Below are 15,811 nucleotides of genomic sequence, written 5' to 3' on the forward strand. Positions count from 1 at the left end.
TGCTTGTACAGGGGTATAAGTTATTGCACGATGTAATTCATAAGAAAGGTACCTTCGGGTATCCAACCGTAATCGACAGGACATTAGAAACGCTGGTTTAACCAGTATTGAGGAAACCGATATGCCACAATACAAAGCGCCTTTACGTGATATGCAATTTGTTTTGCATGAGTTACTAAATGCTGAAGAGCACTATGCAAAACTTCCTGCATTCCAAGAGAACGTAAGCCGTGAACTGGTTGATCAATATTTAGAAGCGGCTGCAGATTTCTGTGAAAACGAGCTTTCTCCACTCAACCAAATTGGCGACCGTGAAGGCTGTACATGGAATGATGGCGTAGTCACGACGCCAACAGGTTTTAAAGAAGCTTACCAAAAATATATCGAGCTGGGCTTTCCGTCTTTAGCCGCAGAAGAAGCTTACGGCGGTCAAGCATTGCCAAATTCACTCGGTATTGTGATTTCAGAAATGGTCGGTTCGGCTAACTGGGCATGGGGTATGTATCCGGGTTTATCGCACGGTGCAGTGCGTACCCTTGAGCACCATGGCTCAGCGCAACAAAAAGACACCTACCTACCAAAACTCGTTTCAGGCGAGTGGACAGGTACGATGTGTTTGACCGAATCACATGCAGGGTCTGACTTAGGTATTATTCGCACCAAAGCAGAACCAAATGCAGACGGTAGCTATGCCATTTCGGGTGAAAAGATTTTCATCTCGGCGGGTGAGCACGACATGGCCGACAATATTGTACATATTGTCTTGGCACGCTTACCCGATGCACCGAAAGGTACCAAAGGCATCTCACTATTCATTGTGCCAAAATACTTGGTCAATGAAGACGGCTCAATTGGTGAACGCAACGGCGTCCGCTGTGGTTCAATCGAGCACAAAATGGGAATCCATGGTAACGCGACCTGCGTATTGAACTTTGATCGTGCAACAGGTTATTTAATCGGACCTGAAAACCGTGGTCTCAACTGCATGTTTACCTTTATGAATACCGCACGTATTGGTACGGCTGTTCAAGGTTTGGCAGCATCGGAATCATCATTCCAAGGTGCTTTGAGCTATGCCAAAGACCGTTTGGCGATGCGCTCACTCTCTTCACCAAAAGCACCACAGAAAGAAGCCGATCCGATTATTGTGCATCCAGCAGTTCGTAACATGCTGCTTACCCAAAAGGCATTTGCAGAAGGCGGCCGTGCTTTGGTGTATTTGCTGGCACTTTATGCCGATATCGTCGAAAAAGGCGCTGATGAAGAAGAGCGTAAGTTTGCCGACAATATCTTGTCGTTGCTGACACCAATTGGTAAAGCATTCCTGACCGAAACCGGTTATGAAGCAGCTAACAAAGGCGTTCAGGTCTTTGGTGGTCACGGCTTTATTGCTGAACACGGTATGGAGCAAATTGTACGTGATACGCGAATTGCTTGCTTATACGAAGGTACCACTGAAATTCAGGCACTCGACTTGCTTGGCCGTAAAGTACTGCAAACGCAAGGTGCCATGTTGCGTGACTTCACCAAAATGATTCACAAATTTGTGGAAGCCCACAAAGACAACAGCGCCATGAAAGAGTTTATCGAACCGCTTGCGGCTGTAAACAAAGAATGGGGCGACATCACCATGCAAATTGGAATGCGCGCGATGCAAAATCCAGATGAAGTGGGTGCTGCCGCAGTCGATTACCTTTATTACGCAGGTTATGTGACTTTGGCCTACTTATGGGCGCGTATGGCACAGGTCGCGCTTAGCAAACTCGAAGAAGGCTCAAGCGATGTAGATTTTTACAACGCTAAAGTGACCACGGCGCGTTTCTACTTCCAGAAAATCTTGCCGCGCGTTCGCTCACATGTCGACGTATTGTCTACGGGTGTTGAGTCATTGATGTCCTTAGAAGCAGAACACTTCGCGTTCTAATCACAGTTCGGGATCGATTACAACGGCCCCCAACCAGAAAAGGACTGATCAGTTTTGACAGTCCTTTTTTTTCAAATTAGATGTTACATTAAAACCACTGACAACGCTGTGACTCAATGCATTTTCTGTGCAATATTAAAGACATAGAACTATGCAAAAATATTCAAGGTGAAGAATTATGCCAATTTATAATGCGCCACTCGCAGACATGCGATTCATCTTAAATGATGTATTTCAAGCTGAACAATTCTGGCAAGCCAACGAACATCTTGCCCATGTCGATGCAGCAACTGCAGAAGCTATTTTGGAAGAAATGGCAAAATTTGCTCAAAATGTCACACTCCCTTTAAACCGTTCAGGTGATGAAGAAGGTGCACGTTATGAAAATGGCCAAGTCTTCACACCAGCAGGCTTTAAAGAGGCCTTTGCACAGTACGCACAAGGCGGCTGGATCGGATTGGGTGCCGACGAAGAATGGGGCGGTCAGGCCATGCCTAAAATGTTGACCGTGCTGGCCGATGAAATGCTGTTTGCGACCAACCCTTCTTTTTTGCTGTATCCGCTCCTATCGGTTGGTGCAGGTATGGCTCTGAGCAGCTATGCATCACAAGCGCAAAAAGAAACGTATTTACCTAAAATCTATTCAGGTGAATGGTCAGGCACCATGTGTTTGACTGAGCCACATGCCGGTACCGATTTGGGGATTATTAAAACCAAAGCCGAACCGAACGCAGATGGATCGTACAACATCACTGGAACCAAAATCTTTATTACCGGTGGTGATCACGACCTAAGTGAAAATATCATTCATTTGGTATTGGCCAAAACGCCTGATGCACCCGCAGGTTCGCGTGGTATTTCTTTATTTATTGTGCCAAAGTTTTTGGTCAATGACGATGGAAGTCTTGGCGAGCGTAACGCAGTCAGTCCAGGTTCGATCGAACATAAAATGGGAATTAAGGCATCGGCCACTTGTGTAATGAATTTTGACGGTGCCAAAGGCTTTTTGGTGGGTAAAGAAAATGAAGGCTTAGCCGCAATGTTTGTCATGATGAACTATGAACGTTTATCGATGGGTATTCAAGGCTTGGGGGCTTCAGAGTTTGCCTACCAGAATGCGGCACAATATGCCACAGACCGTTTACAAGGTCGTAGCGCATCAGGCGTACAATCGCCGAGCAAACCAGCCGACAGCATTTTGGTTCATGGTGATGTACGCCGTATGCTCCTGAATGTACGTGCCAACAATGAAGCATCACGTGCCTTTGCCGTGTATGTTGGGCAGCAACTGGATATCACCAAGTTTTCAACTGATCCAGAAGCCGTAAAGAAAGCCAACGACCGCGTGGCTTTGCTGACGCCAATTGCCAAGGCATACCTCACCGACACCGCCTTTCAGGCAACCCTAGATGCCCAGATGTGTTTTGGTGGGCATGGCTTTATCCGCGAGTGGGGTCTGGAGCAATGTGTTCGTGACTTACGTATTTCACAGATTTACGAAGGCACCAATGGTGTTCAGTCTCAAGATTTGATTGGCCGTAAAACCATTAAATGTGGCGGTGCTTATATCGGTGAATACATCAATGAAATTCGTGATTTCGCCAATACGCTTGCCGCAGATTTAAACTTCATTAAGGATGCAACACTTGATGCTGCCACTGAAGTTGAGGCTGTAACGCAGTTTATTATTGAACAAGCCGCTGAAAATCCAGACTTTCCAAATGCAGCAGCAGTCGATTATTTACATGCGGTCGGTTTACTCAGCTTTGCCTACATGTTTGCCAAAATCGCAGCAGCGGCCAAAGACAAATCTGGTGAGTTTTACCAAAATAAATTGTCGTTGGCACGGTACTTTGTTACCCGCATCTTGCCGGAGCTTGAATCACGTATTCGTAAAATCGAAGCGGGTTCTGATTTGGTCATGAGTTTTGATGAAGCCTACTTTACCGCACAGTCTTAATACGCTCGATTAAAAAAAAGCCTGCACATGCAGGCTTTTTTACTCTTATATTTTGATCTAAATTTCGACCAAAAGGCTTAAAAACATCCACTTGAGCCTAATGTCTTGTGTCATGCGCATGAAATTTGCTTGGTGTACATCATACCTTTAATTGATTGCCGAGTTCATTTATGTCTTCTTCTAAACGTCCAAACAGGCTTGAAGCGTTACTCGATCGCTTTGGCAACTATGCTGTTGAAGCATTTCACTATATTGCCCTATTTATTATTGGTTGTATGGTGGTGTGGTCAGCCATTCACACCACCATTGACATCTTCACGGTAAAATCTTACGCCACCATTGATGATATTTTGCTATTGTTTATTTATTTGGAATTGGGCGCAATGGTCGGGATTTATTTTAAAACCAACCATATGCCAGTGCGTTTTTTAATTTATGTAGCCATAACCGCCCTAACGCGATTGCTCATTTCAGATATTCAGCATAACCATAAAGCAGATGTTAGCCAGTTGATCATTACCGGCTCAATTCTGATCTTGGCCTTAGCCATTTTGATTGTACGTTATGCCTCATGGAACTTCCCATCTGTGATCCGTGAAAAGCATCAGACACGTCCTTTAGAACAAGGCAAAACGCCACGTCCTGAAGACGATGAACTGGCATAGAAAAGCCCATCCTGCCTCAAGCAGTATGGGCTTGTTAAGCTGTCAAAATTAACGATGCGCCAGCAAAATCTGCGCGATAATGCCGGTTGCGACAGCCACCAGTACATAGCGACCATCAATGTACGTCCAACGATGCTGTGGCGGTGGTGGAGGCAATTGATAGTCATACCAGTTGTTTACATAGTAACGGTCGGAGTAATACTGCGGCGGTAAGCGATAACCGGGACGAAAACCTTCATGCACGCGATAATAACGCGGAGCTGGCGAAGCATAGTAATACCGGTTTTCTACAATACGCATGTGTGGGGGTGGCCCATAAGATCGCCAGTCACCACGATGCCAATCATCTCGGTGCCAATCTGGATGATGATATGGCCCATCATGCTCACGGTTCCATTGATGACCGGCCCAATCAGGTGGATCTGCTAAGGATAAAGTGGAAGTTCCAAGTAGGACGACAGCGAGTGAAGCAGCGATAATTTTTTTCATTTCGAAATGTCCACAGCATGTGACGCTTGAATCAGCATAAAACTATGGCAAAGATAAATAATGTATAAATCAGCGTGTAGTGCAAGCAATTGTTATTGTTTTTGCCACGATGTAACTTAGCTTAAAATCATGGAGAAGTAGCGTCAGTCATCCTCTAGATATAAAAAAAACCACCGCATGGCGGTGGCTCTTAAATTGAATCAAATTAGTAAACTTGATAGATCCGATGGTTGTAGTTTGAAACCAGCAAATAACGACCATCTGCTCTCACCCAGTGATAACCACGCGGTGGAGTTTTCAAGCGATAGGCACGCCAGTTGTTCACTTGATAGCGGTCATGACGCCATGCCGCTGGTAAGCGATCACCGCGCTGAAAACGATGCTCACGGTAGTCACGATGACCGTTATCATGACGGCGGTCATGATCCCATTTGGCAGCAGGTGCATGGTGACGATCACGTGGGCCATGATCACGATCCCAGTCAGGGCCTGCAAACGCAGTAGCCGATACCCCTAACATCATTGTAGATACCACAAGCGCTTTGAATACAGTATTCATCTGGATGTCCTTTCTTCATCTCTCTATAGACTCATGGTAATGGCCGCCCAAGAAGAAAGGATGGACAAAAACACGGGCTTTACTATCTGATTGTAATCATCATAAAGAAATCATGAAGAGATGTAACACCTAAGATTCATTCTCATTTTTATCTCAAGACCATTTTCAAGAAATAAAGCCAGCACAATCAAAGACTCATACATTCAAAACCGACTAGCGAATCCCTTCAATTGTAAAATCTGGTGAGGAAATAAGAAGATAATGCTGATCTACCCGAATCCAGCGACGACCTTGCGGTGGCTGATACAAGCGATTGTCGGACCAGTTTTCGACCCAATAGCGGTCATCACGATACTCAATCGGTAAAATTTGGCCCACTACAAATACGTAGCGGGGTTGTCCAGTATGCCAATGATGGGGTCGATAAGGACGAGGAGATGGCACTTGTTGGTTGCTAAAGCCGACGGAGGGTACAGGATGCTGATTTGCCGAGCGTGACGGATAAACCGGAGGCACCTTTTGATTAGAAAATCCAACAACAGGCGCAGATGGTGAGTAATATGTATTTGGGCGTATTGACTGCTGTTGCATTCGATCATCGTGTGCCCAAAGACTCGTTGAGCATACTGTAATCATCATCACGCGTCGCAGGTTTCGAACGATATGAATCAACATGCGCCTCTCCCAAACCATACAGTTATCTTCTCTAGTGTAGAGGAAAACCAGTCAGACCCTACATGATAAACTGTATATAAATCGTCTATGCACAAGAATCGGGCTTTATCGATATAAAATAGCGACTATACTAAGCTGCAATGTGGAGCATGGAACAAGATACAGTGGCAGAATTAAATTTTGAACGTCTTTATCAGTTTTTTAGTAAAGTCCCAAGTATTCAGCAACAGCGCATTTCTGCGCACGGCACAAACGGTGAGCATGCATGGTGGATTAAATTTAGCATCGATACCGAACATGCTTTAGCATGGCAAACCGTACAAGAGCTTGGGCATGTACTGAACTATCTCTCGACCAATGAACGCCTGCCCACACAGTTTTTTCCGGTATCACCTCCCCCGTATATGAACGGTGAAGCCAAAGACTTTTTGGCATGGGTCATTGAATGTGATCACCCTGAGTTTAGTCCCGATGTGGTGTGTGACTGGTTAGAGGCGCGCTTGCCGAATCCAGTTGAAGACGAAAGTCAGTGGAAAATCAAAACCAGCCTAGATGAGCTTGATCAAATGAGCCCGCAAGAACTCGATCAACTGATTCCTCCTACGCATTAAAAAGCAAAGAGAGGCGATGCCTCTCTTTAAAACTTAAAATGTCGAAAGACCCGACCACTCCATAAATCGATAGGTCCAATACTTCAGTTGAGATTCATCGGCGTATTGCGCATAGTCCACACTCATCTGACGGCCATTCAGATTTGACCACGCTGTATTAAAATATCGAGTAGCATCCTGAAAAACAGCTGCCTGCGTTTGACCTTTGACCATGATATCTGTTTCCAGATTATAATTTTTTAGATTTCTTGCGGTAAAATTTGCCGAACCCAAAATCATTTCAGCTTGAGTCGCACTGGATTTAATGATCATTTTGCTGTGGCACTGCTCGCCATGCGTATCACACCACCGTACCGGAATACCTGCAGCATGCAACTCGGAGGCCACAGGCCGATTTGGAATTCCATTTTTTTGTCGACCAAAGGCATCTTTATTCGGGTCTAGTAACACCCGAACCTTTACCCCGCGCTCGTGTGCTGCCTTTAAAGCCGAAATAATCTGGCGCTCAGACAAATAAAACATTGCCAGATCCAGTTGATCTTTGGCTTTGGCACGCTGAATTAAATCTAAAACGGCGTGATAAATTGCCGCTTCGGTCAAAAGCTGCACCTGAGGCTCAGTCGTGGGTGCATTGATTTCACCCATAATCACAACAGGTGATGTACCACCCGACATTTGAGCCACACTTTGTTCAGATTGCAACACATCCATTGCCGTCGGGCCAGAGACCACCACAGCAACATTAGAATGACGTGAACTGCCATCGTGCGGATTGGCAGACGTAATCAGACTTTTCCAGCCTTGATCGGTATCGACCACCATGGTTTTTCGATGATTGGCTTTTAAATTGGCCAGTGCCAGATAACTACGAAGGGTGATTTTCTGTTGGCCAAAGGGATTGGGCAACCAGCCTTTTTCGGCGTTGTTCCCAATGCCTTGACAGCATAAATACCACAGGCCAGACCAAGTCGGATTTGAAGCACGCAGCGGAGTCAGATTGGTTTCAATCACATCGACGCCTGCCTGACGAAGCCGACGATATTGCTCAGGGAAAATACCACCGTAAACGGAATTGATCGGATCGGTAATAAACACAATTTGTATATTCGGATGCTCACGGCGCTTTTGAATTAATGCCTGTGTCAGCTCTTGCATCAGAGGACGCTGTGGAATTTTGCTGTCACCTACCTCTGAATTAAACAGAAACATATCCAGCACAATGGTACTCTTGGCTTGCTGAATCAGCGCCAACATTTGATCAAAGATCTGATGATCGTATTGTTGACGCCCCTGTGCATCGAGAAACGTTTGATCTGCTAAAAACTTGAGTTCGGCATGTCGTAGCTTACCGCTATAATTGAGGCCTTGCGGCAAGGGCTTATAGATATGATAAATTGCCGATGCAACATAGCCTAAAACCAACATCCCGACAATTAAAGAAAAATAACGGCGCCCAGACCAATTCAGTTTGGTATGAATTCGTTGAAAAATACGCATAACAAGTTATCCCAATCACTGGGTTCAGACTAGAGAGTCTCGTGAGATGTTTCAAGCCTGATTTGGTTAATTCTGCGCGTCAATCTGCTTAAAAACAAAAGGAAAGCCGAGGCTTTCCTTTATGTGTGTAGCGATAAACACATTAAAAATTAAAGTTGATGCCCATGGTAAAATTACGCCCGATTTGTGGAACATCCGATAAAAATGACTCGTGTAGATATACTTTGCTGTCAAGCAGATTATTGGCTTTGGCATAAAGCTGATAACCCGTTTTGGTATTGATTTGCCCATCATACGCCAATCCGAGATTCAGCATGTTGTAACTCTTGCCTTCAGTTTCGTAATTGGCCAGATCATCCTGACCAAAGACATGGTAATACTCGGCTGTTCCTGAGTAACCCTGTCCAAAATCTGCCTTGATCCGCGTGCCTAAGCGTCCACCCGGAATACGTGGGGCATTTCCAGCATCATCTAGCTTGCCGCGTACATAATCCCCAAATACCCCCACATTGTAGCGTGGACTAAGTTGATAGCTCACATCTCCATCTACTCCGTAAAAGCGGGCATCGGTTTGATCGTATTGAATCAGACGAAAGTCCTGAAAACGATCTAAGGTATTGGCATAGATAAAGTTGTTGTACCAGCTTTGAAAAGCACTCAAGTTATATTTAAGGCCTTGGTCATTGTCAAAATGTAAACCGAGTTCAAGATTATTCGATTTTTCTTTTTGCAAATCGTCATTGCCTAACTCATAGGTATTGGTGGCCATATGTGCGCCATTCGAATATAACTCTTGCGCCAGCGGCAGGCGCTCTTGATGTGAGCCTGTCAAAGACAGCTTGTAATTTGGCTTAAATGCCCAGTCGGTTGAACCCGCCAAGGAGTACGCCGTACCGGTATAATTCTTGGCACCTACATCTACATCATTGCCATCGATATCAATGGTTTGATGATCGATACGCGATGACACCTGAAAATGCAGTTGATCAACTTGTTTTTCCTGCATACCAAACACGCTATAGCGTTTGGTGACAGTTGGGTCCATGAGTGCTTCATCACCGTTAATGGTGAGTTTTTGCTGAGTGTATTGTGTGCCAAACTGCCCAGTCCAGCCTGCCCAAGCCATGTTGTCTAAGGTAATGCGGGCATCGGTGCCTTTGCTGATAAAGGTAGTATCTGGTTCGTCTCCGTCCATTTCCTGATGCTGGTAATCGGTATAAGTGGCCTGTGCAGCCAGCTTGGAAAACCCTGCAAATGGATCATTCAACTCAGTTTTGAAATCGTATCGCTTTTCTTTAAGATTAATCCATGCTGCCGCGCCATCTTGCTCCTGTAAAGCGGCCTGTTGATCAGCTAAAGTGCCGCAATCGAGCTTGCCCGCACTGGGTTTACATAAACCATATAACGGATTATCTCCCGGAATCCCGTAGCGATCGTGTCGTTCGCTATAGGCAACTCCGGTATAGCCCCGATCATAAATCCATGACAGTCCGGCATGATAATCATTGGATTTGGCATAGGTATTGTCTTCACGGCGCGATGTTTCCTGCAAATCATGCGGCAAAATATAATCGTTGGCATCACGCTTTAAACCGCCCACATTCAATGCAAACTGACTGCCCAGTGCGACAGTCGAATCACCTGAATAAACCAAGCCATCATCACCCGTGTTGTAGCGAACACCCAACTGCCCTTCATACCCGTTGTCTGGCATTTTAGATGGAATTTTATGATCGATGACATTGACCAATCCACCCACAGAGCCTGCACCATAGAGCAGCGCTTCAGGGCCTTTTAAAATCTGGATCTGATCGGCTGCATTAGGATCGACCGTCACGGCATGGTCGGGAGAAACCGAGGAAACATCGAGCGTATCACCGCCATTTTGGGTAATTTTGACGCGTGCACCATCTAAGCCACGAATCACAGGCCGGCTCACCCCACCTGTATATTGCGCCGAGTAAACTCCCGATTGACCATTCAAGGCGTTACCGATGGTGGTTCCGCCTTGAATCAGTTGATCGCGTCCCACACTTACATCTCCAGCCGTCTCATTGAACGGCTGTTTGGGCGTAGCTTGAGCTTGAAGTTCAATGGTTGGCAAATCGTTGACAGCAGCATCACTGGGTGTGGTTTGTGCAAAAGCATGCTGAATCGATAGTGAGAGAATAGAAAGTGCAAAGACATGAGAACGAGTAAGCATCGTGATGCTCCAAAAGCCAATCACTCGTTACGTTATAATATATCTATTTTTTTACAAGCAAATTTAACTGGGTATTTATATTTCCATTCAAAGCTTGAGTTTTATGGCTTTGATTGAAAATTAAGGTGATTTTAATGCAAATATGAAGGCCAAAACGGTATAGCGGTTAACTTAAATCATGCAGAGCGCCCTTAGGGCACTCCACGTGAAACATTATTAATTTCATCAATCACTTAGAAGCTAAAATCTACACCTACAGTAAAGTTACGCCCCACCTGCGGAAGATTCGACAAGAATGACGCATGGTTATACACCGTTTCATCAAGTAAATTATTGGCTTTCACATAGACACGGTAATCAGTGCGATTGCTGGCACGTGCCGCATACGCCAAGCCTAAATTCACCATGTTGTAGCCCGCGGTTTCATTCTCAAAAGCCGCAAATTTATCTTGTTTAAACACATGGAAATATTCGGCTAAGCCAGAAAAACCATCTCCAAAGTCTGCATTGACCCGCGTACCTAAACGGCCACCCGGAATACGTGGGGCATTGCCTTCGGTTTCAATTTTGGCACGCACATAGTCACCAAATACTGTGGCTGTATAGCGTGGAGAAAGTTGATAAGACAACTCTCCCTCCACACCATAAAAACGTGCTTGATCTTGCGTGTATTCAACCAGACGGAAGTTTTCAAAACGATCCAACGTGCGGGCATAAATGTAGTCGTCAAACCAGTTATGAAACACATGCACATGATAATTTAGCTTATCTGCATCGTAGTGAAAGCCAAGCTCAAGGTTGTTGGATTTTTCAGTACTTAAGTTTTGATTGCCCAGTTCATAGGTATTGGTGGCCAAATGTTTACCATTGGCATATAGCTCTTGCGCCAGTGGCATCCGTTCCTGATGTGATGCGACAAAGGATAATTTATAATTTGGTGCAAATGCCCAGTTGGCAGCGCCTGAATACGAAAAGGCATGATCATCATAGTTTTTTTGCGGAGAATCGATATCGATTTTTTGCTGATCAAAACGCGCAGCCACCTCAAAATGCACATCGTTCCACTGGGTATGTTCAAGTGCAAATAGACTCCATTTGTCGGTGGTACTCGGGCCAGCAAAGAGCGACTCTTCGCCAGTAATATCGAGTTTCTGGCGACCAAACTGTGCACCTACCACGCCTTCCCACTTGGCTAAAGGCTGATGTACCAATTCTAGACGTGCATCATAACCTTGGCTTTTGAAAGTGGTTGCGGCCTCTCCTTCTTCGATTTCATCATGTTTGTAATCGGTATAACTGGCTTGTGCACGTAGTTTGCTAAAACCAGAAAAGGGATCATTCAGTTCTGTTCTAAAATCGTAGCGCTCAGATTTTAAATTGACCCATGGCCCTGCATGATCGTGTGCATGTTCGTGATCGTGGTCATGACCCTCTTCTGCGGCATGATTTCCATGGTCATGATCGTCATGGCTACCACAAAATAATTCGCGGTCGTGTGGATGACAGCTTTCGTATTCATGGCTATGACCGGGTAAGCCATATTTATCCTGACGGTTGGTATAAGAAATGCCGGTAAAGCCGCGATCATGAATCCAAGACAAACCTACTGTCGCCTCTTCAGATTTGGCAAACGTATTGTCAACGCGACGCTCTTTTTCACCTTCATGCAGATAATTCGGTGCAATGTAATTATTGGCATCTCGCTTCAGGCCTTCAAGCCTTAATGCGACTTGCTCGCCTAAACCTACCGTTAAGCCTGCACTCCCTAACTTCTCGTCGCTGCCCGTGTTGTAACGCAGTCCCACCTGCCCTTCATATCCTTGTTCAGGCATTTGGGTGGGAATCTTGTTGTCTGTCACGTTGACGAGTCCACCGACTGTACCTGCACCATACAGCAACGTTGAAGGTCCACGTACAATTTCAACTTGCTTGGCTAAAATCGGGTTGACCATCACGGCATGATCTGGAGACAAGGTTGAAACATCAATCGTTTCCGAGGCGTTTTGTAATACCTTCACGCGTGCGCTGTCTTGACCACGAATGACAGGACGGCTTGCGCCAGGACCAAACTGGTTCGAATACACACCCACCTGATCACTTAACGCCTCACCAATGGTAGCGCCACCCTGTACCAATTGCTGATTTTGAATAATATTGTCTGCCGCAGCATAATCGACCGCAGTTTGAACCAATGGATGCGCGGTTGCTTCGATAGTTTTGAGTTTTGATACGGTGTTTGTTTCATTGGCCGCATGTACCACACTTGATAGCGCAGCAAAAATTGAAAGTGTGAGCACACTTCTGGTGAACAACATTGGATTCCCCTCGAATTCTTAAAATCTTAAAATCTGCTTAATTTTTGTAATATTATAACATTGCACTATTTTTGCAATAAAAAACATTCTCAAACTGCATTGTCGACTACACTAGGCGCGACCTAAAAGACAAAATAATTTTGCTTTCAATATGCCGTTTACGCTTTCACATGCCATTTTGGCACCTCCCATTGCCAAACTGAGCGGCCAGCGCTTACCTGTTGCTGCTCTGGCAATCGGCTGTATGACTCCCGATTTGTTTCGATTATTTACCAATGCCAGCTTGACCATCAGTCATGAGTGGTCTGGGATGATTGTGCCTAATCTGTTGGTTGGCCTATTTTTTTGTGCAGTGTGGTATGTATTGTATCGTCCATTGATCTATCGCTGGCTGTCTCTACACGATCCACTTAATCTGAATACTCTAGACCACACCTGTGGCTTTCTGATTGGCTGTGTGGTTTCAGTTTTAATTGGTGCAGCCACACATATTATTTGGGATGGTTTTACCCATGCCGATTTTCGAACCTTTGTCTTTCAAGATGCACTGAGCAGAGAAATTTCGATTTTGGGCTATCACACCCATGTACATATGCTTATGCAGATTGGTACTTCGATGGTAACTCTGCCAATTTTAATCTGGATGTGTTTACACTATTTTAAGCAGCATAAGCAGACTAGACTGGTATCACGACTGATTCAGCGTTTTTGCTGGACTGCGTTTATTTTTTCTATGTTAAGCGGCCTATATTGGGTGATGGGCTATGCCGAACCACTCAGCCTCGATTCGTGGAAAGCAGAAACCTACGATCATGTGGGTAAATCGATCAATTACTTTTTCCGCGGGTTTCTTGGCAGTATGGCGCTATGGTCAATTGTATTCTTGGCATGGTTTGGTTTTTCCACACAACCAGATTCATAAAGTTGATTAAATCCGTTCAAAAATAGCGCATTTTTTGCAGTTTTTGGCGCTAGTTCTTGTGACCCGCCACTCAAAAAGGCATAATCGCTGATTCACTGGCGGTACGCTGTTTACGTATACGCCCCAACAGCCAATATAGTTTGGATTTTTACGACATGATGCGAACTCATTACTGTGGCTCTTTAACAGAAGCCCAAATTGACCAAACCGTAACCCTATGTGGATGGGTACACCGTCGCCGAGATCATGGTGGTGTGATTTTCCTTGATATGCGTGACCGCGATGGTTTGGTTCAAGTGGTTATTGACCCAGATACGCCAGAGGCATTTGCGACCGCAGATAAAGTACGCTCTGAGTTTGTACTGAAAATTACGGGTCGTGTACGTCGCCGCTATGAGGGCACTGAAAATTCAAATATGGTCAGTGGTCAAATTGAAGTGTTGGGCAAAGAGATCGAAGTTCTCGCACAATCTGAAACTCCGCCATTTCCATTAAATGATGACAATATTAATATTTCTGAAGAGCATCGTTTAAAATACCGTTTCTTGGACATTCGTCGTCCAGAAATGCTAGATCGTTTGCGTTTTCGCTCTAAAGTGACCAACCTGATTCGTAACTACCTAGACGATCATGGTTTCTTAGATGTTGAAACCCCAATCTTAACGCGTGCAACACCTGAAGGCGCACGTGACTATTTGGTTCCAAGCCGCGTACAAAATGGAAGTTTCTATGCTCTTCCACAATCACCGCAGTTGTTTAAACAATTGTTGATGGTGGGCGGTATTGATCGTTACTACCAAATTGCAAAGTGTTTCCGTGACGAAGACTTGCGTGCAGACCGTCAGCCTGAATTTACCCAAATCGACATCGAAACATCATTCTTAGATGATGATGACATTATGGATCTGATGGAAGGCATGACCGTTAAGCTGTTTGACGAATTGCTCGGTATCAAATTCGACAAGTTCCAGCGTATGCCATACAGCGAAGCGATGCGTGACTATGCATCGGACAAACCAGACTTGCGTATTCCGCTTAAACTGGTTGATGTTGCAGATCTGATGCAAGACGTCGAGTTTAAAGTATTTGCGGGTCCAGCCAAAGATCCTAAAGGCCGTATTGCAGCACTTCGCGTGCCGGGCGCAGGCGCTTTGCCACGTAGTGCAATTGATGAATACACCAAATTTGTAGGCATTTATGGCGCTAAAGGCCTCGCTTACATCAAGGTCAATGAAATTGAAAAAGGTGTAGAAGGCTTACAGTCTCCAATCGTGAAATTCATTGAACCGATCGTGATGCAATTGCTTGAGCGTGTAGGCGCAGAAAATGGTGATATCGTCTTCTTTGGTGCAGATAAAGCCAAAGTGGTAAATGATGCCATGGGTGCACTTCGTGTGAAAATCGGTCACGACCTAAAACTTGCAACCTGTGAATGGGCGCCGCTTTGGGTAGTCGACTTCCCAATGTTTGAAGAAACAGATGATGGTAAATGGACTTCAGTTCACCACCCATTTACGCTGCCAAAATCAAGCGTTGAAGATGTGAAAGCAAATCCGGGTGAAGCACTTTCCGTTGCTTATGACATGGTATTGAATGGTACCGAAGTCGGTGGTGGTTCATTACGTATTTATACGCTTGAAATGCAAAAAGCCATCTTTGAAGCATTGGGTATTTCAGACGAAGAAGCCGAAGAGAAGTTTAGCTTCTTGCTGAATGCCTTGCGCTATGGCGCGCCTCCACATGGTGGTTTGGCATTTGGTCTAGATCGTTTAATCATGCTCATGACTGGTGCGTCTTCAATTCGTGATGTGATTGCATTCCCGAAAACCAAGACTGCTGAATGTCCATTGACTCAGGCACCAGCACCAGTTGAAGCGAATCAACTACGTGATTTGGGTATTCGTTTACGCGAGCAGCCAAAGAAAGAATCATAATTATATTTAGTAAAAAGCCAGCTGTAGCTGGCTTTTTTACTATCGGCGCCACTACAT

At 45.1% G+C, this 15,811-nt stretch carries 12 protein-coding genes; 6 read left to right on the forward strand and 6 right to left on the reverse strand.

Going from position 1 to position 15,811, the window contains the following annotated elements; all coding sequences use genetic code 11:
* Positions 1–121: 121 nt before the first annotated feature.
* From ADA42_RS12165 to ADA42_RS12175, 3 genes are all read left to right on the forward strand, one after another.
* Positions 122–1,924 (forward strand): acyl-CoA dehydrogenase C-terminal domain-containing protein, encoded by a 1,803-nt coding sequence (locus ADA42_RS12165; RefSeq protein ID WP_004933074.1) that lies wholly within the window; start codon positions 122–124, stop codon positions 1,922–1,924.
* A 178-nt stretch (positions 1,925–2,102) separates the two neighbouring features.
* Positions 2,103–3,884 (forward strand): acyl-CoA dehydrogenase C-terminal domain-containing protein, encoded by a 1,782-nt coding sequence (locus ADA42_RS12170; protein WP_048765444.1) that lies wholly within the window; start codon positions 2,103–2,105, stop codon positions 3,882–3,884.
* 170 nt (positions 3,885–4,054) lie between these two features.
* The gene (locus ADA42_RS12175; protein WP_004943542.1) at positions 4,055–4,549 is read left to right on the forward strand and encodes a phosphate-starvation-inducible protein PsiE; all 495 of its coding nucleotides are present in this window, start codon (positions 4,055–4,057) and stop codon (positions 4,547–4,549) included.
* A gap of 48 nt (positions 4,550–4,597) precedes the next feature.
* Here ADA42_RS12175 and ADA42_RS12180 read toward each other — a convergent pair whose 3' ends face one another.
* The 3 genes from ADA42_RS12180 to ADA42_RS12190 form a co-directional block, all read right to left on the reverse strand.
* Positions 4,598–5,038 carry an RcnB family protein gene (locus tag ADA42_RS12180; RefSeq protein WP_048765445.1) on the reverse strand — a complete coding sequence of 147 codons (441 nt, stop codon included), beginning with the start codon at positions 5,036–5,038 and terminating at the stop codon, positions 4,598–4,600.
* A 205-nt stretch (positions 5,039–5,243) separates the two neighbouring features.
* A complete protein-coding gene (locus ADA42_RS12185) occupies positions 5,244–5,597 on the reverse strand; it encodes an RcnB family protein (RefSeq protein WP_004933065.1) in 354 nt (117 codons plus the stop codon).
* A gap of 213 nt (positions 5,598–5,810) precedes the next feature.
* The gene (locus tag ADA42_RS12190; RefSeq protein WP_048765447.1) at positions 5,811–6,272 is read right to left on the reverse strand and encodes an RcnB family protein; all 462 of its coding nucleotides are present in this window, start codon (positions 6,270–6,272) and stop codon (positions 5,811–5,813) included.
* A gap of 164 nt (positions 6,273–6,436) precedes the next feature.
* On the opposite strand from ADA42_RS12190, the gene ADA42_RS12195 reads away from it, so the two are divergent.
* Entirely contained in the window at positions 6,437–6,883 is a 447-nt protein-coding gene (locus ADA42_RS12195; protein WP_025095431.1) for a hypothetical protein, read from the forward strand.
* A 33-nt stretch (positions 6,884–6,916) separates the two neighbouring features.
* On the opposite strand, the gene ADA42_RS12200 is transcribed toward ADA42_RS12195, so the two are convergent.
* From ADA42_RS12200 to znuD (ADA42_RS12210), 3 genes are all read right to left on the reverse strand, one after another.
* Positions 6,917–8,380 (reverse strand): phospholipase D family protein, encoded by a 1,464-nt coding sequence (locus tag ADA42_RS12200; RefSeq protein WP_004943560.1) that lies wholly within the window; start codon positions 8,378–8,380, stop codon positions 6,917–6,919.
* 142 nt (positions 8,381–8,522) lie between these two features.
* Positions 8,523–10,583: a zinc piracy TonB-dependent receptor ZnuD gene (gene znuD, locus ADA42_RS12205; RefSeq protein ID WP_048765450.1), complete on the reverse strand. Its 2,061-nt coding sequence runs from the start codon at positions 10,581–10,583 to the stop codon at positions 8,523–8,525.
* 233 nt (positions 10,584–10,816) lie between these two features.
* Positions 10,817–12,898, reverse strand: a complete 2,082-nt coding sequence (gene znuD / locus ADA42_RS12210; RefSeq protein WP_048765452.1) for a zinc piracy TonB-dependent receptor ZnuD — start codon at positions 12,896–12,898, stop codon at positions 10,817–10,819.
* A gap of 151 nt (positions 12,899–13,049) precedes the next feature.
* Between znuD (ADA42_RS12210) and ADA42_RS12215 the strand changes: the two genes are divergently transcribed.
* Both ADA42_RS12215 and aspS read left to right on the forward strand, forming a co-directional pair.
* On the forward strand, positions 13,050–13,820 hold the full coding sequence (locus ADA42_RS12215) for a DUF4184 family protein (protein WP_048765454.1): 771 nt from the start codon (positions 13,050–13,052) through the stop codon (positions 13,818–13,820).
* A gap of 155 nt (positions 13,821–13,975) precedes the next feature.
* Positions 13,976–15,754 (forward strand): aspartate--tRNA ligase, encoded by a 1,779-nt coding sequence (gene aspS, locus ADA42_RS12220; protein WP_048765455.1) that lies wholly within the window; start codon positions 13,976–13,978, stop codon positions 15,752–15,754.
* Positions 15,755–15,811: the final 57 nt, after the last annotated feature.

It is taken from the genome of Acinetobacter sp. 243_ASPC (assembly GCF_001054715.1).
Classification (GTDB): domain Bacteria; phylum Pseudomonadota; class Gammaproteobacteria; order Pseudomonadales; family Moraxellaceae; genus Acinetobacter; species Acinetobacter soli.

What these genes read in the sequence shown, in the direction of transcription:
- ADA42_RS12165 (WP_004933074.1), top strand. Translation starts at nt 122, where the DNA reads ATGCCACAATACAAAGCGCCTTTACGTGATATGCAATTTGTTTTGCAT.
- aspS (WP_048765455.1), top strand. Translation starts at nt 13,976, where the DNA reads ATGATGCGAACTCATTACTGTGGCTCTTTAACAGAAGCCCAAATTGAC.
- znuD (WP_048765452.1), bottom strand. Translation starts at nt 12,898, where the DNA reads ATGTTGTTCACCAGAAGTGTGCTCACACTTTCAATTTTTGCTGCGCTA.
- ADA42_RS12190 (WP_048765447.1), bottom strand. Translation starts at nt 6,272, where the DNA reads ATGTTGATTCATATCGTTCGAAACCTGCGACGCGTGATGATGATTACA.
- znuD (WP_048765450.1), bottom strand. Translation starts at nt 10,583, where the DNA reads ATGCTTACTCGTTCTCATGTCTTTGCACTTTCTATTCTCTCACTATCG.
- ADA42_RS12175 (WP_004943542.1), top strand. Translation starts at nt 4,055, where the DNA reads ATGTCTTCTTCTAAACGTCCAAACAGGCTTGAAGCGTTACTCGATCGC.
- ADA42_RS12180 (WP_048765445.1), bottom strand. Translation starts at nt 5,038, where the DNA reads ATGAAAAAAATTATCGCTGCTTCACTCGCTGTCGTCCTACTTGGAACT.
- ADA42_RS12200 (WP_004943560.1), bottom strand. Translation starts at nt 8,380, where the DNA reads ATGCGTATTTTTCAACGAATTCATACCAAACTGAATTGGTCTGGGCGC.
- ADA42_RS12170 (WP_048765444.1), top strand. Translation starts at nt 2,103, where the DNA reads ATGCCAATTTATAATGCGCCACTCGCAGACATGCGATTCATCTTAAAT.
- ADA42_RS12215 (WP_048765454.1), top strand. Translation starts at nt 13,050, where the DNA reads ATGCCGTTTACGCTTTCACATGCCATTTTGGCACCTCCCATTGCCAAA.
- ADA42_RS12185 (WP_004933065.1), bottom strand. Translation starts at nt 5,597, where the DNA reads ATGAATACTGTATTCAAAGCGCTTGTGGTATCTACAATGATGTTAGGG.